The organism is Microcoleus sp. FACHB-672 (assembly GCF_014695725.1).
Classification (GTDB): domain Bacteria; phylum Cyanobacteriota; class Cyanobacteriia; order Cyanobacteriales; family Oscillatoriaceae; genus FACHB-68.
The window spans coordinates 44,424-65,883 of record NZ_JACJOU010000027.1; the positions used below are offsets into that span (position 1 = coordinate 44,424).

The 21,460-nt window shown below is 47.1% G+C and carries 17 protein-coding genes and 1 tRNA gene; 11 read left to right on the forward strand and 7 right to left on the reverse strand.

The window, feature by feature from the left end; translation table 11 throughout:
• The first annotated feature begins 530 nt into the window (after positions 1-530).
• From H6F56_RS21295 to H6F56_RS21305, 3 genes are all read left to right on the forward strand, one after another.
• Complete coding sequence (locus tag H6F56_RS21295; protein WP_190672405.1) at positions 531-1,052, forward strand: NYN domain-containing protein; 522 nt, start codon at positions 531-533, stop codon at positions 1,050-1,052.
• A gap of 101 nt (positions 1,053-1,153) precedes the next feature.
• Positions 1,154-2,770: a 2-isopropylmalate synthase gene (locus tag H6F56_RS21300; RefSeq protein WP_190672408.1), complete on the forward strand. Its 1,617-nt coding sequence runs from the start codon at positions 1,154-1,156 to the stop codon at positions 2,768-2,770.
• Positions 2,771-3,042: 272 nt separating this feature from the next.
• The gene (locus tag H6F56_RS21305; protein ID WP_190672411.1) at positions 3,043-4,086 is read left to right on the forward strand and encodes a DUF2157 domain-containing protein; all 1,044 of its coding nucleotides are present in this window, start codon (positions 3,043-3,045) and stop codon (positions 4,084-4,086) included.
• 81 nt (positions 4,087-4,167) lie between these two features.
• On the opposite strand, the gene ilvD is transcribed toward H6F56_RS21305, so the two are convergent.
• The gene (gene ilvD / locus H6F56_RS21310; RefSeq protein WP_190672414.1) at positions 4,168-5,853 is read right to left on the reverse strand and encodes a dihydroxy-acid dehydratase; all 1,686 of its coding nucleotides are present in this window, start codon (positions 5,851-5,853) and stop codon (positions 4,168-4,170) included.
• A gap of 354 nt (positions 5,854-6,207) precedes the next feature.
• Here ilvD and H6F56_RS21315 point away from each other — a divergent pair, with 354 nt between their 5' ends.
• Complete coding sequence (locus tag H6F56_RS21315) at positions 6,208-7,047, forward strand: pentapeptide repeat-containing protein (RefSeq protein WP_190672417.1); 840 nt, start codon at positions 6,208-6,210, stop codon at positions 7,045-7,047.
• 158 nt (positions 7,048-7,205) lie between these two features.
• Here H6F56_RS21315 and H6F56_RS21320 read toward each other — a convergent pair whose 3' ends face one another.
• Positions 7,206-7,892: a polysaccharide deacetylase family protein gene (locus tag H6F56_RS21320; protein WP_190672420.1), complete on the reverse strand. Its 687-nt coding sequence runs from the start codon at positions 7,890-7,892 to the stop codon at positions 7,206-7,208.
• Positions 7,893-8,034: 142 nt separating this feature from the next.
• On the opposite strand from H6F56_RS21320, the gene H6F56_RS21325 reads away from it, so the two are divergent.
• A complete protein-coding gene (locus H6F56_RS21325; protein ID WP_242032112.1) occupies positions 8,035-8,622 on the forward strand; it encodes a hypothetical protein in 588 nt (195 codons plus the stop codon).
• Between the two features lie 152 nt (positions 8,623-8,774).
• Here H6F56_RS21325 and H6F56_RS21330 read toward each other — a convergent pair whose 3' ends face one another.
• A complete protein-coding gene (locus H6F56_RS21330; RefSeq protein ID WP_190672423.1) occupies positions 8,775-9,020 on the reverse strand; it encodes a hypothetical protein in 246 nt (81 codons plus the stop codon).
• 683 nt (positions 9,021-9,703) lie between these two features.
• Between H6F56_RS21330 and H6F56_RS21335 the strand changes: the two genes are divergently transcribed.
• Together H6F56_RS21335 and lgt are read left to right on the forward strand one after the other, a co-directional pair.
• Positions 9,704-9,775, forward strand: a tRNA-Gln gene (locus H6F56_RS21335).
• 109 nt (positions 9,776-9,884) lie between these two features.
• A complete protein-coding gene (gene lgt, locus H6F56_RS21340) occupies positions 9,885-10,781 on the forward strand; it encodes a prolipoprotein diacylglyceryl transferase (RefSeq protein WP_190672512.1) in 897 nt (298 codons plus the stop codon).
• Between the two features lie 97 nt (positions 10,782-10,878).
• Here the strand turns inward: lgt and H6F56_RS21345 are convergent, their stop codons facing one another.
• On the reverse strand, positions 10,879-11,649 hold the full coding sequence (locus H6F56_RS21345) for an RNA polymerase sigma factor SigF (protein ID WP_190672426.1): 771 nt from the start codon (positions 11,647-11,649) through the stop codon (positions 10,879-10,881).
• 345 nt (positions 11,650-11,994) lie between these two features.
• Here H6F56_RS21345 and H6F56_RS21350 point away from each other — a divergent pair, with 345 nt between their 5' ends.
• The 4 genes from H6F56_RS21350 to H6F56_RS21365 all read left to right on the forward strand — a co-directional run bounded on the left by H6F56_RS21350 (position 11,995) and on the right by H6F56_RS21365 (position 17,100).
• Positions 11,995-12,723: a Bax inhibitor-1 family protein gene (locus tag H6F56_RS21350; protein ID WP_190672429.1), complete on the forward strand. Its 729-nt coding sequence runs from the start codon at positions 11,995-11,997 to the stop codon at positions 12,721-12,723.
• Between the two features lie 203 nt (positions 12,724-12,926).
• Positions 12,927-14,049 (forward strand): peptide chain release factor 2 gene (prfB, locus tag H6F56_RS21355; protein WP_190672433.1). Its coding sequence is split into 2 segments (ribosomal slippage): positions 12,927-12,998 and positions 13,000-14,049, totalling 1,122 coding nucleotides; the frame shifts between segments, so codons are not numbered across the junction.
• 192 nt (positions 14,050-14,241) lie between these two features.
• A complete protein-coding gene (locus H6F56_RS21360; protein ID WP_190672437.1) occupies positions 14,242-15,216 on the forward strand; it encodes a carbohydrate kinase family protein in 975 nt (324 codons plus the stop codon).
• A 462-nt stretch (positions 15,217-15,678) separates the two neighbouring features.
• Positions 15,679-17,100, forward strand: a complete 1,422-nt coding sequence (locus H6F56_RS21365) for a WGR domain-containing protein (protein ID WP_190672441.1) — start codon at positions 15,679-15,681, stop codon at positions 17,098-17,100.
• Between the two features lie 373 nt (positions 17,101-17,473).
• Here the strand turns inward: H6F56_RS21365 and H6F56_RS21370 are convergent, their stop codons facing one another.
• The 3 genes from H6F56_RS21370 to H6F56_RS21380 form a co-directional block, all read right to left on the reverse strand.
• Positions 17,474-17,686, reverse strand: coding sequence for a hypothetical protein (locus tag H6F56_RS21370; protein WP_190672443.1), 213 nt, complete (start codon positions 17,684-17,686; stop codon positions 17,474-17,476).
• Between the two features lie 335 nt (positions 17,687-18,021).
• Positions 18,022-19,860, reverse strand: coding sequence for a biosynthetic-type acetolactate synthase large subunit (gene ilvB / locus H6F56_RS21375; RefSeq protein ID WP_190672446.1), 1,839 nt, complete (start codon positions 19,858-19,860; stop codon positions 18,022-18,024).
• A 343-nt stretch (positions 19,861-20,203) separates the two neighbouring features.
• Complete coding sequence (locus H6F56_RS21380; RefSeq protein WP_190672449.1) at positions 20,204-21,457, reverse strand: MFS transporter; 1,254 nt, start codon at positions 21,455-21,457, stop codon at positions 20,204-20,206.
• Positions 21,458-21,460: the final 3 nt, after the last annotated feature.

Sequence of the window (21,460 nt, forward strand, 5' to 3'; positions counted from 1 at the left end):
CCGCTATGCGCCGGCAAAAGCGCCCTCGGCTAGCATTTCGTCTGGCTAGTGTTTGACACACTCGCATACTCAGACAAAATTCTTACCCTGGCTTTCTCCAAGTTAGAGCGTGTCAATTAGAGGTAAAGTTGAAAGGTGGTGATGACGCAGTTCTGCGAAATCTCTCGCCTCGCTAAGCATCTATGTTGCTCAAAGGGTTACAAAATTATCATCCTAAAGGTGCTACTTAAATTAAAATCTGAAATATCTAGGAGAATTGCACTCTGTTACATTCAATTAGCAGCCGATAACGTCTTACCATGATTAGCTAAGTGTTCATCCGCTTAACCAAAAGCGAGTGATCCGCGAGTCTAGGAAAAGCAAAAATCCCCGATAAGTACGATTAACAGGCAGTTTTGCCCAAATCGAACTGGCCGGTTAAACATCTAGTCCCTAAAAACTTATTAATAAGTACCAATTTTGAAAGGGAATTGCTAGAATAGGCTATTCTGCTTAATGTAGTTTTCTACAAATTTTAGACCTAACTTTCTATGAATTATTCAATGAACCGTCTGTCTATTTTTGTAGACGGAAACAATATGTTCTACGCTCAACAAAAAAATGGGTGGTTTTTCGATCCCAGAAGAGTGTTGGAATATTTCAGAAGTGAACAGCCAGAAGTGCGGCTAATCAATGCTTTTTGGTATACAGGTCTTAAAGATCCCCAAGATCAGCGCGGATTCCGAGACGCATTAATTAGTTTGGGCTACACCGTCCGCACAAAAATTCTGAAAGAATATTACGATGACTCCTCCGGACGCTACTCGCAAAAAGCAAATTTAGACATAGAAATTGTTGTTGATATGTTTAATACGGTTGACCAATATGATCGAGTAGTTTTATTTAGTGGGGATGGAGATTTTGAACGAGCAATAGAGCTGCTGCGTTCTAAAAATACTCATATCACCGTAGTGTCTACAGAAGGAATGATTGCTAGGGAACTGCGGAATGCGACAGATCGGTATATCGATCTCAATGAAATTCGCGACCATATAGAAAAGATAGATTATTAAATTCTTCTCCTCATTCCTTTGTTAAGGGTAAAGGATACAAGATTCCAGACAAAATAGACAATACACAAGAGAAAAAACTCAAGCTAGAAGAGGTACTTGAAATGAAACCGATCCAAGACCGAATTATCATTTTTGACACCACACTCCGGGATGGGGAGCAGTCCCCTGGAGCCACCTTAAATGTAGATGAAAAGCTCACCATTGCCCGACAATTAGCCAGATTGGGTGTGGATGTGATTGAAGCCGGCTTCCCCTTTACCAGTCCTGGTGATTTTGAAGCCGTACAGAAAATCGCGCAACTCGTGGGAACAGAAGATGGGCCGATTATTTGTGGCCTCGCTAGAGCCACCAAAAAAGATATTGAAGCCGCTGGAAACGCTTTGAAACCAGCAGCCCATGCGCGGATTCACACGTTTATCGCCACGTCTGATATTCACTTAGAATACAAGCTCAAGAAAACCCGCGCAGAAGTGCTGGCAATCGCAGAAGAAATGGTTGCCTACGCCAAAACTTTTGTAGAAGATGTGGAATTTTCGCCAGAAGATGCCGGCAGATCTGATCCAGAATTTTTGTATCAGGTATTAGAACGAGCAATTGCTGCCGGTGCAACAACGGTGAATATTCCAGATACCGTGGGTTACACCACTCCCTCGGAATTTGGGGCGATCATTCGGGGAATTAAAGAAAATGTCCCCAACATCGACCAAGCAATTATTTCCGTTCACGGACATAATGACTTAGGTTTAGCGGTTGCCAACTTCCTAGAAGCCGTAAAGAACGGTGCAAGGCAGTTAGAATGCACCATCAACGGCATTGGCGAACGAGCCGGTAATGCGGCGATGGAAGAATTGGTGATGGCTTTACACGTCCGGCGTCAGTATTTTAATCCCTTCTTAGGGCGTCCGGCTGATTCTGAAGCGCCTCTCACGAATATTGACACGCGGCAAATTTATAAAACCTCCCGCTTGGTTTCTAGCCTCACCGGGATGTTGGTGCAGCCGAATAAAGCAATTGTGGGGGCAAATGCTTTTTCTCATGAGTCAGGGATTCACCAAGATGGCATTCTCAAAAACAAATTGACTTATGAAATCATGGACGCCCAATCTATTGGGCTGACCCAGAATCAAATTGTTTTGGGTAAACTTTCTGGCCGGCACGCCTTCCAAACCCGCCTCAAAGAATTGGGCTTTGAACTGTCAGAAACCGAGCTAAATAACGCGTTTATCAAGTTTAAGACCGTTGCAGATAAAAAGAAAGAGATTACCGATTGGGATCTCGAATCGATTGTTAATGATGAAATTCAACAACCCCCTGAAATGTTCCGTCTGGAATTGGTTCAGGTTTCCTGCGGGGATCGTGCTCGTCCTACGGCAACCGTAACGCTGCGGACACCGGCAGGCGAAGAATTAACCGATGCAGCCATTGGCACAGGGCCGGTGGATGCTGTGTATAAAGCAATTAACCGCGTGGTGAATGTGCCGAATCAGTTGATTGAGTTTTCAGTGCAGTCTGTAACTGCCGGCATTGACGCCCTTGGAGAAGTGACAATTCGTCTAAAGCACGGAGAGCGCGTGTTCTCTGGGCGCTCAGCCAACACTGATATTATCGTCGCTTCTGCCCACGCTTATGTAAACGCCCTAAACCGGCTTTACGTCGCATTGCAGCCGGCACCGGCTGCCGGTGAGGCATCACAGAGAGCAACCGCAACTCACTCCTAAAACTCACTTAGACTGACAAAACAACACTGACTGGGGCGCAATTGACTGCGCCCTTTTTGCTTTCTCCTCAAAGCCGGTGGGCCAACGTCAAGCTTAAATCTGATAACAAACGCTAAAACCCTATTAGACAGAGGATTCTACTGGGTTTGACATTTTCTAAAATCTAAAATCTAAAATTGATTAAAGGCCGGTAGCTTTTGGGTAGAGTTCCGTTTAGTTCTTTAAAATTAAAAATTGCTGGAAGCTGACCTTGAACACTGAAAGTTTGACAAATGAAAGTATCCAAAGAGGATTTTCAATGGGCTGCCTCCCAGGAACTTATAAACCCTGAACAGGCAGAAGCTCTCTGGGAGGCACTCTCAGAGCGCAGCAAGAGCCGCTCACAATTCGGCATGGCTAATGCAGCCTACTCTTTTGGTGCCGCCATCGTCATTTGTGCAATGGGTTGGTTCATGCTTTTGGCTGAAGAAGCTTTTGGCAGTCGTGGGGTTTGTCTGACCACAAGTTTCTACATCCTCTGCTTTTTCCTGGCCGGCACCATTCTTTGGTACAAAAAAAACCTGAAAGTTCTGGGCGGCTTACTGGTGACAATTGCCGTTTGCCTCGCCCCCCTAGCTACCTACAGCCTGCAAAGATGGGTAGGAATTTGGCCACTAGGCAATCCAGACAATTACCAAGATTACTACATTTGGGTTAAAGGCAGCCGGTTCCTTCTAGAACTGGCAACCATCCTAGCCGGCGCAGTTGCTCTCAAAGCCATCCCATTTCCCTTTCTGAGCGCTCCCATTACCTTCTCCCTCTGGTATATGTCGATGGATTTAACGCCCCTGCTATTTGGGCAGATAGCGTTTACTTGGGAACAACAACTGCTGGTTGGATTATGGTTTGGATTAGCGTGTTTAGTTGTGGCTTACTGGGTCGATCTCCATACCAAAAGAGGTCAAGAAGATTATGCTTTTTGGCTATATTTATTTGGGTTACTTTCTTTCTGGATTGCGCTATCGCTTATGGGAGGAGACAGCGATTTACAGCGATTCCTTTATTGCTTAATTAATGGGGGATTAATCGTCCTCTCAGCACTATTAAAACGGCGAGTGTTTTTGCTGTTTGGGGGGATGGGCGTTTTGGGATATCTCAGCAATTTAGCCTATCAAATTTTTCAAGACGCGGTCTTCTCTCCTCTTACCCTGACAGTTGTGGGTATTGCCATTATCTCTTTGGGACTTTTGTCTCAATGCCGACGTCCCAAGATCGAGCGTTTTCTCCTACGCTTGCTGCCACAACGCCTGCGGCAAATTCTGCTCAAAGATAATTAAATAGGGCATGGGGCATGGGGCATAGGGCATAGCAGATTTCTGCTACTCTCCCCAATGCCCAATGCCCAATCCTCTATGTCCCTACAAACCCAAATCCGTAACTGCCCCAACACTGCTTGAAGAAACCAACTTAGCGTATTTAGCCAACACACCGGCTGTATAGCGAGGCTTTGGCGGCTGCCAAGCACTGCGCCGGCGCTCTAATTCTTCATCAGGTACATGGAGGTGTAACGAACGGGTACGGGCGTCAATGGTGATGCTATCGTTTTCCTGAACCAGGGCGATTGTCCCCCCAACGGCGGCTTCGGGTGCGACATGACCCACCACCATGCCATAAGTGCCCCCAGAAAACCGGCCATCCGTAATTAAGCCCACCTGATCTCCCAAGCCGGCACCGATCAGCGCAGAGGTGGGAGCCAGCATTTCTCGCATTCCGGGGCCACCTTTTGGCCCTTCATAGCGAATAATCAGCACATCACCGGCTTGAATTTTGCCGGCCATAATTGCTTTCAAGCACTCCTCTTCTGATTCAAACACCCGTGCCGGGCCGGTAATACCGGGTGTTTTGACGCCGCTAATTTTCGCAACTGCGCCTTCTGTGGCCAGATTTCCTCTGAGAATTGCCAAGTGTCCTTGAGCGTAAAGTGGATTATTCCAAGGACGGATCACATCTTGATCGGCTGCCGGTTCAGAGGGGACATCTGCCAACTGTTCTGCAATCGTCTTGCCGGTGACAGTTAGGGCATCTCCGTGCAGCAAGCCCTTCTCTAGCAGCATTTTCATCACCAACGGAATCCCGCCGGCTTTATGCAAATCAGTTGCCACATATCGGCCACTCGGCTTGAGATCGCACAACACCGGCACCTTGGCGCGAATTGTTTCAAAATCATCAAGTTTTAATTCGACACCCACAGCATGGGCAATTGCTAGCAAATGCAGCACAGCATTCGTAGAGCCACCCACTGCCATGATCACCGAAATCGCATTTTCAAATGCCTTGCGAGTCAAGATTTGACGAGGCAAAATCTGATTTTTGATTGCCTCTACCAGAACAAATGCCGACTTTTCTGCACTATCCGCTTTTTCTGCATCCTCAGCCGCCATAGTGGAAGAGTACATTAAACTCATTCCCATTGCCTCAAATGCAGAAGACATCGTATTAGCCGTATACATACCGCCGCAGGAACCGGCACCGGGGCAAGCCTTCCGCTCAACCGCCATCAGTTCTTCTTCGTCAATTTTGCCGGCGCTGTATTCACCCACGGCTTCAAAAGGGCTGACAACTGTCAGATCTCGCCCGTTGTGATGGCCTGGTTTAATCGTGCCGCCGTAGACAAAAACTGCTGGGATATTCATCCGAGCGATCGCAATCATCGCCCCCGGCATATTTTTATCGCAGCCACCAACCGCGAGTACCCCATCCATACTTTGGCCATTACAAACTGTTTCAATCGAGTCTGCAATTACCTCGCGCGACACCAGAGAATATTTCATCCCTTCCGTTCCCATCGAGATGCCATCACTGATCGTAATCGTGCCGAACAACTGGGGCATGGCACCGGCAGCCCGTGCCCCAGCCTCAGCCCGCAGCGCCAACTGGTTCAATCCCATATTGCACGGTGTGATCGTGCTGTAACCATTGGCAATTCCCACAATCGCTTTCGTGAAATCTCCGTCACCAAACCCAACGGCACGCAGCATTGCCCGGTTCGGCGAACGCTGCACACCTTGGGTCACAACGCTGCTTCTCAAATTGTCATTTGTCATTTGTCAGTTGCAAGCTTGCTAATTTCTAATTGTTCATTGTTCATTGTTCATTGATGATTGCTGGCATGAACGATGAACCGTCAATCATCAGTCATTCACTCAAGACTGATGACCAATAACCAATGACCAATGACCATGACAACTCTGATTGTCTCAGAATCTATGATTGTTTGCGCGGTTTGTGCCAGCGAAAGGAGACAATTTGTAGACAACTTTGGGGCGGTTGCTATGGAGCGACACTTATGGGGCAGACTGAAAAAAGGTTAGAACTAAAATCTTATGTCATCTGAGACGATAAATTAAAACCACGCCTCAGTAGATTGTGTAAGTTATATAACTTGTGAGATACAGGACATGGATGTCAACGAACTTCTGAAGCGATATGCAGCCGGTGAACGAGATTTTCGCGATCTAAAAATGAGCGGGTGCCACCTACAGGGAGTAGATTTGAGTGGAGTTAACTTTCGGGATGCGGATCTGAGCGGGGCGTATTTGCAAGAAGCTAAGCTCAGCCGAGCCAATTTGCGGGAAGTTAAACTTCAGGGTGCAGACTTGAGTGGGGCTATTCTAAGTGAGATGAACTTAATCGGAGCCGATCTCAGCCGAGCCAATTTAGAAAAAGCAAATTTAAGTGAGACAAACCTGAGTCGGGCAAATTTGAGTGAGGTCAATCTCCAGGGAGCAACACTCAGTGAGGTGATTGCCAGTGAGGTAAAACTGACCAAAGCCAATCTTAAATCAGCCAATCTCAGTGACGCCAATTTGAGTCGGGCTATCCTGACTGAAGCCGATCTGAGCCGCGCCAACTTAGAAGGAATTAATCTCACAATTGCGATTTTGATTAACTGTATCCTGGAAGGCGTAAACTTGACGAATGCGATTTTGACTGGGGCAAACCTGACAGGTGCAGACTTGAGCCGGGCAAATTTGAGCAAAGCCAAGCTGAGTGGCTCTAACTTAGCGGGGGCGAATATGAGTAAGGCGCAGTTGCGCGGAACCAATGTGAGTTGGTCAACTTTACGGGAAGTCAATCTCACTGGAGCAACGCTGTATCGGGCTAAACTGAGTTGGTCAAACCTCACCGGCGCAAATTTGCGGGATGCTATCCTGATTGACACCAATCTGGTTCGGGTTAATTTGCGCGATGCCGATCTCAGAGGGGCGATTATGCCGGATGGGACAACCCACGAATAAAGTTGCCGTGCGGAAGATTCGGCGGCTGCCGGCAGTGAAGGGTTTCGATCCGTAATCTCAAAAAAGGATTTAACTGACTTTGCTATGAAATCGCACTGTTTTTATGCTTAAAAAGCCTGTGAGCTTTTTGGGTCAAACTAAAATCTAGACTTTAAAATCTAAAGTTGATTTGCCTTCCACAGCTGGTTGATGCTAACAAATTGATAGCCTTGCTCTAGTAACAGGGGAATCAGTTGGGCGGTTGTCTGCGCTACGTCTTGTCCGCCAAAGTATCCGTCATGTAAAACTATCACCGAACCGGGTTTAACTTGCCGCATCACCCGCTGCACCACAAGTTCCACTCCGGGACGCACCCAATCTTCTGGAACCACACTCCACATAACAGGCCGGTAGTTCCATTGGCGCAACAACTGCAAGGTTTGAGGGGTAAAGATACCATTAGGCGGGCGCACGTCTCGCACAGACTGCTGGACATACTGCAGATCCAGTTCGCAAGCATTGGCGATCGCAATTTGGGTTTGTTTTAAGCTTTGTTTGAGAGCTTCTTCGCTAAGCTGGGGAAAGGCGCGATGCTCGTATCCATGCAAGCCAACCCAATGACCCCGTTGATAAACTTGTTTGGCGACTGCCGGCACTCGGTTAACGCACACGCCTAACCAAAAAAAACTGGCGACAATGCCATAGCGATCTAAAACTTCTAGCAGTTGAGGGGTGTGTTCTAGATGAGGGCCATCATCAAAGGTCAGGGCAATGGCAGGGGAAGTATTTGGCCCCGTCCACAGGCAGCTAGGAAAGGCCGGCTTGAGAAGTTGATAGACAATCGGAAATAGGGGCGCTAATTGCACGATTTTAATTGCTGTAGTAACTTCTTAATCAATTTTAAACGTTGAATTTTGAATTGAAATATATTGATGGGACTCTGCTATCTATTGCAGCTACAGCCTGGGAATTTTGTTTAATCGTTTTTATATAACAAATAAAATTGATATGTTTGTCAAGACAAACCGTTGCAATTGTCTGAATGCTAGGGCCAGAGGCGAAAGAGTGCCGGCTCAGATGGAAGGAATGGGCAAGGGTGCGCTGCGGCTTTGGGCAGGGACTATTTTGGCGATAACGGTTGCAGGCTGCAACACTATAACTGCACAGCGATATGAAGCAACGGCTCTAACAACCTATACGTGGCAAGTGGAATATTCAATTAATCCTGCCGGGGATAAAATGCCCCGCCGCGAAAGCTTTGGCTCAACCTTTCTACTGAACCGTAATGGCGAAAAGCCGGAAGGGGCTGTCACCGGCCCTGATGACAAAGGTTTGTGGTGGCCGGCACTCCCGCCACGCCCCACAGTGGATGACATTGAAAAACGACTACAGAAACCGCTGGAAAAAGCCAGTTCCCCACAGCTTCAGAAAACTGTGGAGTACAACCTGAGTTATCAAGAGGGCGTACAAACCGTTACACTGCCGACGAACTACCAAGTCTATCGGCAGGCAATTAAGGCACACGCTTCGGGCACACCGTTAGAACTAACCCTCGGTGTCAACGATGGATCTGTGGAAAAAGCGGAGCCGCAATAGCAACAAACTACAGGCTGATAACCTTGCCCTTGGTGGCTAGCGATGAAGGCACGAATGGGCGTTTGATGTGCAGTCTATGGCGAGTGGGTGCCGGTGGCCGGCAGCGGAACTCGCAGTCAAAACGCCGAAACGCTTCCTTGGGCAAAGGCTTATCAGCACAGAGAGCCGTGTCCGAACAGTTCTGTCAGCTGCCGCTCCTGAGCCAGGTCACGGATCAGGGACAGTTTAGATCGGATGTAGGAATTTAAAACATTCACTTCATCATGATTGAGCGAGCGATCTTGTTTTAACTGCTTGAGCAACCACTGCTCTAAGCTGGCATCATCAAGATTTAACAGAAAGTTTGCTTGGGCCTTTTCAATCACAACCCATAGCTGGCGAAGCATTGAGGGAGTCATACAACCTCCTTCTATCGTTTACCCATCTCGGTTGGAGATGGTGTGGAACCCGTTTTTAAATTGGCAGGCTGAAGGATCAGCCAGACCCGTCTTTATATTTGCTTAATTATTCAGCATCCTTACTACCATACCTGAATCTAGAAAAAGCGACAGGACTACCACACAAGTTGCAACAACACTTAGAAATTGCTTAATAAAAGACTAAGTATTTTGAGATAGGTGAGGGTTAGGGGTAGTGATCTGAAGCTAAGCCATCTAATTTCATAACCTGTATTGCGCTCAGGGAAGGGAAGATCGGGATCGAGGCCAGATGATATTTAAATTGTTACTCTTGTTTATCCTCTCACCGGCTGATGGGCGAAAGGGCTGTTATGCAGGGAACTTTGAATTGTCTCTATAAAGTGACCGTATCCCTTTAAGCCTGATTATTAGAGCAAAATTTAGAAAAATTTACGATAAGGAAGTTACAAATGCCAGGGTTATTTGAAGAAATGGTGACTTTCCCAAAAATGTGTGCGCCTTAAACTAAGTGTGCGCCCTCCCAAAGCTGTCCCTACCGGCTTCCTGGCTTTTAAGCCCTCTCGCTCGCCAGAAAGGAGGGGTTAAAAAAAGTTCTCAGAAAAATATAAAAGTTCTTGACAACTTCTAGGGATGGGGTGTTAGTATATTCAAGGTGACAGCAATGGGGTGTCGCCAAGTGGTAAGGCAGCTGGTTTTGGTCCAGCCATTCCGAGGTTCGAATCCTTGCACCCCAGTTAAACATTAATAATAATTAAAGCCGGTCTCACCACAAGACATTATGTGGACTGAGTTACCGCGAATTCGCCTTGGGACAAACAGGCTTGCGCCCTCTGAAATCTTATGATGGATATTTTCAATTTTCCCTTAGCCTTTCAATTTGCTTCTCCCGGCCCTATTATCTTCAGCCTCGGGCCGCTTAGCGTGCGCTGGTATGGCCTGTTGATCGCCTCGGCAGTATTGATAGGATTGACACTTTCCCAGTATTTGGCCAAGTACCGTAACGTTCACCCAGACTTAATCGGAGACTTAGCCATCTGGTTGGTTTTAGCGGCCATTCCTTGTGCCCGAATTTACTATGTGCTGTTTCAGTGGCCGCAATACGCAAAAGATCCAGGCGATATCATTGCGATTTGGAAAGGCGGAATTGCTATTCACGGCGCGATTATAGGCGGCATCGTCGCAGCTCTAATCTTTGCGCGACTGAAAAAAATTTCCTTTTGGCAATTGGCAGATATTGTAGCGCCCTCTGTAATTTTGGGTCAGGCAATAGGCCGGTGGGGAAATTTTTTCAACTCAGAAGCATTTGGCCGGCCAACCGATCTGCCGTGGAAACTCTACATTCCTCCAGCACAGCGTCCTTCAGGCTACATCAATTTTGAATACTTCCATCCCACCTTTCTTTACGAATCTTTGTGGAATTTGGCGGTATTTGGCTTATTAATTACGTTATTTTTCCGAAGCCTGAAGGGCAAGCCACATCTGAAATTGGGCACCTTGTTTCTCGTTTACTTTGCAACTTATAGTGCCGGTCGAGTCTGGATTGAGGGCTTGCGTACAGATAGCTTAATGCTTGGCCCGGTGCGGATCGCTCAACTGGTGAGTGTTGGGGGGATGCTTTTGGGGTTAGCCGGCTTAGCGTGGCTTTACATTGCAGGCCGGTCTTTACCTGATGTTGTCCCATCTGAGCCGCCGTTAAATTCTAGCGCCCAGTCTGCCAATCCTCCAAACAAAACTCCCTAATTTTATCTTGAGAACTCAAGCGACCTCCGGTGGGAGAGAAAAGGAAAAAAGCAAATAAAATATCTTTTAGGCTGACTTGTTACTTTTTACCTTTCTTTCAGGCAATTTGAGGCCGCAACAGCGATACCAATTCTTCAACCCCTCTTTGAATGCGCCGAGTTACGGTCATCGGGCTAACGCCAATTTGCTTGGCAACATCCTTGCGGGAGATATCATTCAAAAATACAAATTCAATGACTTCGCGGGTTTTTTCTTCCAACTCGCCCAAAGCGCTGTGTAGTTGTTGACGTTCCTCTTCAGCCCGCTGGAGTGATTGGTAATTCACATCAAGCAAGGTATCACCCAATGTCATCGGCGTATCAATTTGTGGGCCAACTGCAGCATCTAGGCTGAGGGGGGTGCAATTTTGTGTGGCTAACTGGCTATCGCGCCATTCTTGTACAGAAACTCCGAGTTGCTGGGCAATTTCAGCCTCACTAGGAGAACGGCGCTGATTGTTGGTAAATTCTTCGCGCACTTTCTGCCCTTCTCTTTGCAGTTCTTGCCACCGGCGGGGAATTCTAACAGAACTGCCCTTGTCACGGAGAAAATGCAGCATTTCGCCGCGAATGTAGGGAACGGCAAAGGAGCTAAAGGCGCATCCTTGTGTCGGATCGAATCGCTCAATCGCCCGGATTAAGCCAAGATAACCGATTTGTTCAAGATCTTCGTAAGGTTCTGCGCACTGATGGCTAACGCGATGAGCGATTTTGCGTACTAAGCCAATATTCAACCGCACTAGCTGATTGCGAATTTCGACAGAGGGATTGTGTTTGTAAGAAATCAACAGTTCCATGCCGCGAGAGCGGACAGAGGATTGAGTTGCCATGCTTAGAAAATCCTCAAAGGTAGAAACCCTTTGCTTCAGTGAATTGGGCTGGTTAAGAAACTGACGTTTTTTTACATCCCATCTGAATCAAAGCTGAGCTTATTGTGCGCGAGAACCCAATGAGAAACTATCGTTCATTTACTGAATTGCCAGGGGCACTCAAATCCAGTCTCAGCAGAAACACGTATAGTTTTGGCCCAATAGCTCGATTGGTTTTAGCTTTTCTTTAGGAATACACCTGAGACCGTTGGGATCTGTCCATCGTTCAGGGCCGGCCATTTAAGTAAAAATAAGTAAAAATAAGCATAGTAGTGATATTTCTGCTTGCCCATCCGAGGAAAGTTTATGAGTAGTACCAGTAACTTCCGAGCAGCGATTCGGGATGCCAAACACCAAACACTGGTGGGTCCCAACGTCATTGCTAACGCGTTGCCCTTTGTGGGAGGTGGCCTGGTTTTAACGGCTTTGGGCACCTATGGTGGTTTGAGGGTGATGAGCGCCAACCCAGAACTGTTTATGCCGACCTTCTGGGGGGCATTTGTGCTGGAGTTGATTCTGTTTTTTGTGGCGCGTGGCGTTGCAGAAAAAGGAAATAACGGTGTTGCGCTGCCTCTGCTAGCCACCTACAGTTTACTGTCGGGTTATACCCTCAGCGGTTTAGTCTTCTTGGCGCTGAGAACTGCCGGTGTCGGGTTGCCTGGAATTGGGTTTGCTGCTTTAGGTTGTGGCGTTACCTTTATTGCAGCGCGACAAATTGGCTCGAATTTGTCTGAAAAAGACGGTATGGCTGTTACTAAAACAGTCCAGCTAGGGGTGATTGCCCTGCTGGTTGTGATAGTTGGCCAAGTATTGCTGTCGTTTTTTGGGATTTACACTCCGACTTGGTTAGATATTGCCATTTCTGGAATTGGCGTGTTTCTGTTTGCCGGCGCTGCAGTGGTTGATTTTTTCATCTTGCCTCGCGCCTACCGCGATGAGCAGTACCTGAGTGCGGCTTTGTCAATGTACTTGACTTACATCAACTTGTTTGTTTTCATCCTGCGTTTGCTGCTTGCTTTAAATAGCAGAGATTGAAACCGTTTTAGACATTTAGAAGTATAAGGGCACGGTGGTCGTGCCTTTTTTTGTGTGAAAGCACCGTTTAGCTTACTCAACACTCAGGACTTTGAAACTCCCCACCCATCAGCTTTTCAAAATTTAAGCATCTAAAATTTAAACGGTAAAATGGTACTAGGATTGATGAAGTAAGCAACTATATTCTCTAGAAAGCTCTGACTATGGAAGTCTCAGACATAAAACGTGAAGTCGAAACGCTGTCTCAACGCCTGGGTGTAACCCAGGACTATCTTTGACATCCCTGCACTGACGGCTAAAATTCAAGATTTGGAGCAGTTGGCGGGGCAACCGGCCTTTTGGGATGACCAAGCTACAGCCCAAAAAATCCTGCAAGAACTTAATGATTTGAAATCTCACTTGCAGCAATATGACCGATGGCGAACGAGTTTGGAAGACGCCAAGGCGGTTTTAGAGTTGCTGGAGTTAGAAGCAGATGAGGCTTTACTGCAAGAAGCGCAAACGAATGTTACCAAGCTGAACCAAGAACTGGATCGCTGGGAGTTGCAACAACTGCTTTCTGGACTTTATGACGAAAGCGGTGCGGTACTAACGATCAATGCCGGCGCTGGCGGGACTGACGCGCAAGATTGGGCGGAAAAGTTGATGCGGATGTATACTCGCTGGGGTGAGAACCACGGCTATCAGGTGCATCTGGCGGAAATATCTGAAGGTGATGAAGCCGGCATTAAATCGGTGACGCTGGAAATTGAAGGGCGTTATGCCTATGGTTATTTGAAGGCAGAAAAGGGAACGCACCGGCTGGTGCGAATTTCGCCGTTTAATGCCAATGGCAAGCGACAAACGAGTTTTGCCGGTGTGGAAGTGATGCCGGTGTTGGATAAATCCGTAAAGCTTGATATTCCAGACAAGGATTTAGATATTTCCACCTCTCGTGCCGGCGGTAAAGGTGGCCAGAACGTTAACAAGGTGGAAACGGCTGTACGAATTGTTCATATCCCCACTGGCCTTGCTGTACGCTGTACCGAGGAACGCTCCCAGCTGCAAAATAAGGAAAAAGCAATGGCTATTCTTACGGCGAAGTTGCTGATTATCGCCCAAGAGCAACGCGCCAAGGAAATTGCCGAGATTCGGGGGGATATGGTAGAAGCAGCTTGGGGTAACCAAATCCGCAACTATGTATTTCATCCCTATCAGATGGTCAAGGATCTGCGTACCGGCGTTGAAACCACTGATATTGCGGATGTAATGGACGGAAATCTTGATCCGTATATCGAGGCGTATCTGCGCCAAGAAAACCAGCTAGGTGAAAGCCGGCCTGCATAATCTGCTCATTTTGCGAAATTTCTGACATGAGGGAACCCTCTTGACGAGAGGGTTCCCTTATTAGATCGTGAAAGGTGGAAAGTAGGGCGGGTTTAGCTGACGCATTTGGCTTTTAACACATAGCCTGAGCGCAAAACCTACTCCTACTAACTGCTTTCATAAACCATGTAAAATCTAAAATTTAAAATTGATATGTCTCATCCTCGCGTCCTCTGCCTCGGTGAAATCCTGTTCGATGTTCTGGCTGATCAACCAGGGCGAGCACTCGAAGAAGTTGAATCGTGGACACCTTATCCGGGAGGTGCGCCGGCGAATGTTGCTTGCGCTTTGGTTAAGTTAGGGACACCGGCTGGTTTTATTGGCTGTGTGGGACAGGATGAACCGGGGGACACGCTGGTGAAGTTGCTAGAAGACGTGGGGGTAAATAGTGCCGGTGTGCAGCGCCATGAGACGGCACCCACACGGCAAGTTTATGTGGTGAGATCGCAAGCCGGCGAACGGGAGTTTGCTGGTTTTGGAGAGTTGGAAACAACCGAATTTGCGGATACTTATTTGCAAGCGAAGCAGCTGCCGGTGCAATTATTTGAAACCGCTGAATTTTTGGTTTTGGGGACGTTGGAACTTGCCTATCCTGACAGCCGGCAGGCAATTTATCAAGCTTTAAAGTTGGCAAATCAGTACGATATTAAGATTTTGGTGGATGTGAATTGGCGTGAAATGTTTTGGCCAGATCCAAGTCAAGCTCAGCCGATTATTCAAGAGTTAATCAAGCAAATCGATTTCTTAAAAATTGCAGAGGAAGAGGCTGAGTGGTTGTTTAATACGACGGATGCCGGTGCGATTAAGTATCGTCTGGACTCTTTAGAGGGCGTGTTGGTGACTGCTGGTGCCCAAGGGAGTGCTTACTGTTTGGGAGGTAATGAAGGCAAGTTGCCGGCTTTCTCGGTGGATGTGGTGGATACAACCGGCGCGGGAGATGGTTTTGTTGCCGGTTTTGTTGATCAATTGTGCCGGCATGGGATTCACAGTTTAGAAGATCCTGAAATAGCGAAAAAGGTCGTAACGTATGCAAGTGCGGTAGGAGGGCTAACTGCAACAAAACCAGGAGCAATCGCCGCACAGCCAACAGCAGATGAGGTGGATGCGTTTTTAGAAAGTAGCCGGTAGCTTTTTGCAATCTTACTCAATAAATATTCATAATATTGATGACAAACGTACTAATTTTACTAATTAGTGCGTTTTTTAATCATTAAGAAGATTGATAAAATGTAAAGACTTGGATCTTTTACAAAATTTAAACTTTTATAAATTAATAATTCAGATATTGACTAGGAATCATCTCAAGTAATTGATCCGTTGATGAAACTTTCACCCCTAGAACGTAATCAAATGGATTATGCACTTATCGGGTGAGGAGCTACTCGCTAGATTCGATGTGGGCAGATAAATGATCAAGGTATTAATGGAACTTGTCTAGGCTCAATAAAATTTTTATTGGTTTGTGTGGTTTTTATAGATTTTATAAAAATATATAACAAAACCTTTTCGCTTTAACCGCTTAAAAGCTAAGTTTGCCTTAGTAATTCTTGTGCTGATTAACACTAATCTTTTATTAAACGTGAGGATATCATGGCAGAAGAAAAGACTTATCTCGAGCTTTCGGAGACAGATGGCGCTACTCACAAATTTTATGAAGTCACTATCAATGAGGTTCAAGTAACTATCCGCTATGGTCGTATTGGCGATGCAGGACAAACTCAGGCCAAAACTTACCCCTCTGCTGAAAAAGCTAAGGCGGATGCAACTAAAAAGATTAACGAAAAGCTGAAAAAAGGTTATGAACCGGCCATTCTGGGAGTGCGTCAGAAACGTTCCGTAACCAGGCGGGAAGTTGCAAGCCAAACTTCAACGGCTAAACAAGCGCCGGTTATCTGGAAATTTGCCTCTGGTTCGTCTGCTTTTGGAATCTTTATTGATGGGGAACGGTGCTGGGTAGGAAATCAAAATGGGAAGGTGTTTGCTCTGGATCAAAACGGTCAAGTTTTGAATCAATTTAAACTTCCCGATGGGGTTAAATGTTTGGTTGCTGATGATATCTGGATTTATGCCGGCTGCGATGATGGAAATGTTTACGATTTAACCGGCAAGATCCCGCGCATTGCCTATCAAATTGATGAAAATGTTGATATCTACTGGTTGGATATCAAAGATGGGTTTTTAGGAGTCTCCGACGCCAACGGCGGTGTGACAACGGTTGATCATGAGGACGAGTCTCAGTGGACTCGCCTAAGTCAGGGTTCGGATGGCTGGATGGTGCGCTGTGACAGCGCTGGTGTCTATCACGGCCACAGTAATGGGGTGACGATGTATGATGCGAAAGAGGGTCGAATGCTTTGGCATCAAAAAACTGCCGGCAGTGTGCTATTTGGCTGGCAAGAAGCATCGGCTGTTTATGCCGGCACCAGTGATAAAAAAGTTTATTCCTTTAGCAAACAAGGTGAAGTTGGCACGGTTTACAAGTGTGATGCTGGGGTTTACTCTTGTGCCACCGCTGAGGATGGCAAATATGTTTTTGCCGGCGATAACTCTTCCTCAATTTACTGTTTTAACCAAGCTGGAGAACGTCTGTGGAAGCTTGGCAGTGGTTGCGGATCAGCTTTATCGATGCAGTTTTTTGGTGATCGCATTTACATTGTCACAACAGATGGTTCTTTAGCCTGTATTGACGCCAGCGAAGCCGCGATAAAAGCTGCACAAGCCGGTACAATTCCGGAAGCGGTAACGATTAAAGCGCCAAAAACAGAAGGTGCAGCGCCTTCTAACACGTTGGAAACCACCTCCGATACCAACCAAGGCGTTATTGTGGAGTGCTTCCGGGAGGGAGGCAAGCTGCGAGTTCGTACGGTTTCTCCGGGATATGATTCGACATGGAATGTGCAGTTTCCCAAAGATATTCGCAAAGAGGGTGAACGCTATCTTGTCCAAGAAGTACAGGAGTCTGCACACGGCGGCTTCTATCGTGCCTATGGCGATATTAAGAAGTTGGTTTAGATATTAACCAAAGGTGCTATCGTTAATCGATCAAAGATTTACAAGCACTAATTGCATCCCCAACCTCTCTCAAAATAGAGAGAGTTTGGTAAATTGTTTATCGAGTAACAAGTCATTTTACTTGAATTCTTAAGCCATAAATATCCACTCACAGTGAACTATTAGAGACTCTAATTTAAAAAGGTTCGTGTGCCGGCTTCAGCAATATCTTAAACTCTAAAAATAAAAAAAGGCGACCTGTTACGATCGCCAAAAGCAGAAGTAAAAATTTTTGCCAGCCGGCCTCTGCACTTAAAATTTCCCAGCATTGGAAGGGAGTGGCGAACACGGCTTTAAGCAAAAAAATCCAAAACAGTTGCCTTGTTGATGTCAATCATTTAATCGAAAGTTTTTCCAGGTATTCACGGCGAATCAAGACAAGCTCTCCAGCTGCCCAAGCATCTAGCAGTTTCCCCAAAGCTGCTCCTTTGCCGTGAATAAACCCCAATTTAATCGCTTCCCGTCGTAGGGCGGTAGGTGTTTCGGGGGCAACCCGTGCCATGATGACGGTCCGCTCTAGTCGTGGCCGGCCTCGCGGATTGGGCATAGTACCTCCTTAAATTGCTTGACGTTTATTAAACTGATCTTGATTTTTTATATATAGCAATTATTGGTAATTATTGACCACTAACTTAGTAGGTATTTCTGCTAGAAAAATAAGGCAACCTGGTAAAGTTGCCATAATACAAAACCTAAAAATTTAACGTGTAGGGTATGACAATTTCAAATCAATTAAGTTTCTATTTAACACTGGCAGCGTGTAAAAATTTTTAACTGGTGCGTCGGCAGGCGACAAAGAGAAAAATAAACTAACTTCACCTCATACGAAAAGAGACGCGACTCCTCGCGCCTCTTTTCGTTAATCAACAAGCGGGTATTAAACTAAAGCTTCGTGCCACATTCCGGACAGAAATTACTGCTAGAAATGTTCTTAGCACCGCAGCTACTGCAATACAGAAGTTCTGCCGCTTTTTCTAACTTGCTACGTTCTGGCAAACCGATCATCTGCGCGTTGCTCTTGCCGGGGGCAACCATCGGGTAGCAATTTTCATTGCGCTTAACGTGGATATCCATCAAAACCGGCCCGTTATGAGCCAGCATTTCAGCAACCGCATCCTTCAGCTCATCCCGACTGTGAACGCTCCTTCCCTTGATGCCATAAGCCTGAGCTAGCATCACGAAATCTGGCATCCCGACTTCCATGTTAGAAGACGAGTAACGCTCTTGATAGAACGTCTGCTGCCACTGGCGCACCATCCCCTGCCAGCCATTATTGACAATCACAATCTTGACATTAATGCCATACTGTGCAAGGGTTCCCAGCTCCTGAATATTCATCTGGACACTGGCATCACCGGCAATACAAATCACCTGTTCCTCAGGAAGTGCCACCTTGACGCCCATCGCAGCCGGCACCCCAAAGCCCATCGTTCCCAAGCCGGCGCTAGAAATCCACTTGCGCGGGCCATTCTTCAAGAATTGCGCCGACCACATTTGGTGTTGGCCTACATCCGTCGTGTAGTAAGCGTGGGGAGCCTGAGTTGCCAATTCCACAATCACCTCTTGCGGCGACAAACTATCCGCATACCGAGGCACCACCAACGGATAATCCTCACGCCAGCGCTCAATCCGTTCCCGCCATACTTTCGTTTGGTTAGGATCGGCTGGCTCCTTCAGTTCCCGAATGCGACGCAGCAACTCCTGCAAAACTTTCCTGACATCCCCGACAATGGGAACCTCTGGTGCCCGGTTTTTCCCGACCTCAGCCGGGTCAATATCAATATGAATTACCTTAGCGCGGGAGGCAAACTCATCCAGCTTGCCGGTGACGCGATCATCAAAACGCGCTCCAACTGCTAGCAACAGATCGCACTCACTCACGGCAAAATTTGCGTAAGCGGTGCCGTGCATTCCCAACATTCCCAAGGCTAGCGAATGATTTTCATCAAACGAACCCTTGCCCATTAGTGTCGTTGTCACCGGAATGTTGAAGTATTCCGCTAATTCCTGAAGTTCCCCATGAGCACCAGCAGAAATCGCACCGCCTCCCACGTATAACAGTGGACGCTGTGATTGCCGAATCAGCGTGATCGCTTGATTAATTTGGCGGGGATTGCCCTTCACCGTTGGCCGGTATCCCGGTAACTTGACCGATCCCGGTTCCACCGGCACATAGTCAAATTGTTCTAGCGCCACATCTTTGGGCACATCCACCAACACTGGACCCGGACGCCCCGTGGAGGCGAGATGGAAAGCTTCTGCCACGATCCGCGACATATCTTTAGGCTCGCGCACCACATAAGAATGCTTAACAATTGGCAGCGTAATGCCCCAAATATCCGTTTCCTGGAACGCATCCGTCCCAATTGCCACCCGACTCACCTGACCCGTGATAATCACCATCGGAATCGAGTCCATGTGGGCGTTAGCGATGCCGGTGACTAAATTGGTGGCTCCGGGGCCAGACGTGGCAAAACACACTCCCACCTGGCCGGTAGCACGAGAGTAAGCATCTGCCGCATGAGCTGCACCCTGCTCATGTCTAACCAAAATATGCTGGATACCACCTTCAGCTTCAGCTCGGTACAGCTCGTCGTAGATCGGCAGAATTGCGCCACCAGGATAACCGAAAATATGCTTAACGCCGTGGCGCTTAAGACTATCAATTAGGGCAAAGGCACCAGTTGCAACACTGGTTGCCACACTTCTTTGCAGTTGCACAGATAAACCTCACGCAATGACTTTTTTTATTGATTAATAGTCGATGATTTTATTTAATAATCATGCCATTAGAAGGTATAACTATAGCGCAATTTTGATCAGACCTTAACACTTTGATGGGTTTTAAGGAGAAACAGAACGGGCGAGGGGAAGCGTAAAAGCACGAAGCGCGCTGGGTAGTTAGGGGAAACAAAGTAAGAGACAAGCAAGAAGGAAAAGTTAAGAAAATTTTCAATTCCTATCTCCCAATTTCCCCCACTCGATACCTTCAGGTTAGCGCAGCCTTGCCTTCTCCTCGCCCCATGCCCCTAACGTTCTTGTTACCGCAGCGTTGTCCCTTCCCCTAAATCACATCTTGCAAAACGCGGCGGGTATTTTGCCAAGCCCAAATCCCCACGATGCACACGACAAAACTCATGGCGAGCATCACCGCCCGCAGCCCAACCATATCCGTAAGGGGTCCAGCAATTGCCAGTGGCAGACTCAGCGCAATATTGACAACATTATTTTGAAAGCCAAAAACCTTGCCTCGCATTGATTCTGGGGTTTGCTCTTGAATTAAAGTCTGCATCGGTACGCCAATGAGGGAAGCGCCCAAGCCCAACAGCCCGCTTAATGCTAAAACCAGCCACAGTTCATTGGCTAAGGTAAATACGCATAAGACAAAGCCCATAATTAAAAACCCAATTAACGGCAAAGGCTTGTTGTGGAAGCGATCACCCCAGTGACCCAAAATGCCGGCACCAAACACCATGCCTACCCCAGCGGCTGCCAACAGAAAGCCAAATTGATTTTCCTTGAGACCGATATCGACTACAAGAACGCTGGCCAAAACGGTGAGTGCTGCAAACACCGAGTAAAGAACGCTCAGTTGCAGCATCGCATTACTCACCAAGCGGTTTTTCTTGAGATAGCGCAAGCCTTCTTTGAAATCGCTCCAAGGATGGACAACAACCAACGGATCTGGAAGGATAGTTTTTTTGAGGGGAAGGAAATAAAAGGCTGCTGCTGCCAGCAGGTACAGCCCTGCCACTGCAAATTCTTGACCGTAGTCTCCACCCCAATTTCTAGCGAAGCTAAGCACCGGCTCGCCCACCGCAAACCCAATAATTAAGGAACTCAACATCGTTGTGGTAAACAGGGCGTTTGCAGAGAGCAATCCCTCTTTGGGCACCAGCAAGGGAATTGTGGACAACTCTGCCGGCGCGAAAAATTGGGTCAGGATCGATTCTAAAAACGCCACCACTAAAAGGAATGCAAACTCCTTCGGTAGCAAGGGGATCGCGAGGAGTAATAGCCCTCGCAGCAGATTGGAAATAATTAAAATTTGCTTCTTGTCAAAGCGGTCAACAAAAATGCCTGCTGCAGAGCCAAAAAGAATTGCCGGCACCGTATTAGCTACTAATACAGCCGATTTCATGGAGGCTTTTAAGGCATTGGGAGGTCTGTAGTCTACCAATAGGGTAATTAGTAGGACAAGAAAGACTTTATCTGCCACCTGGGACAGTATCTGCCCAGTCCACAGCAACATGAAGGGTCGATTCCGAAACAGAGCGCGAAATCCGCTCCCAGAGGGGGGTGGGCTAGCTGGAAGCATAGG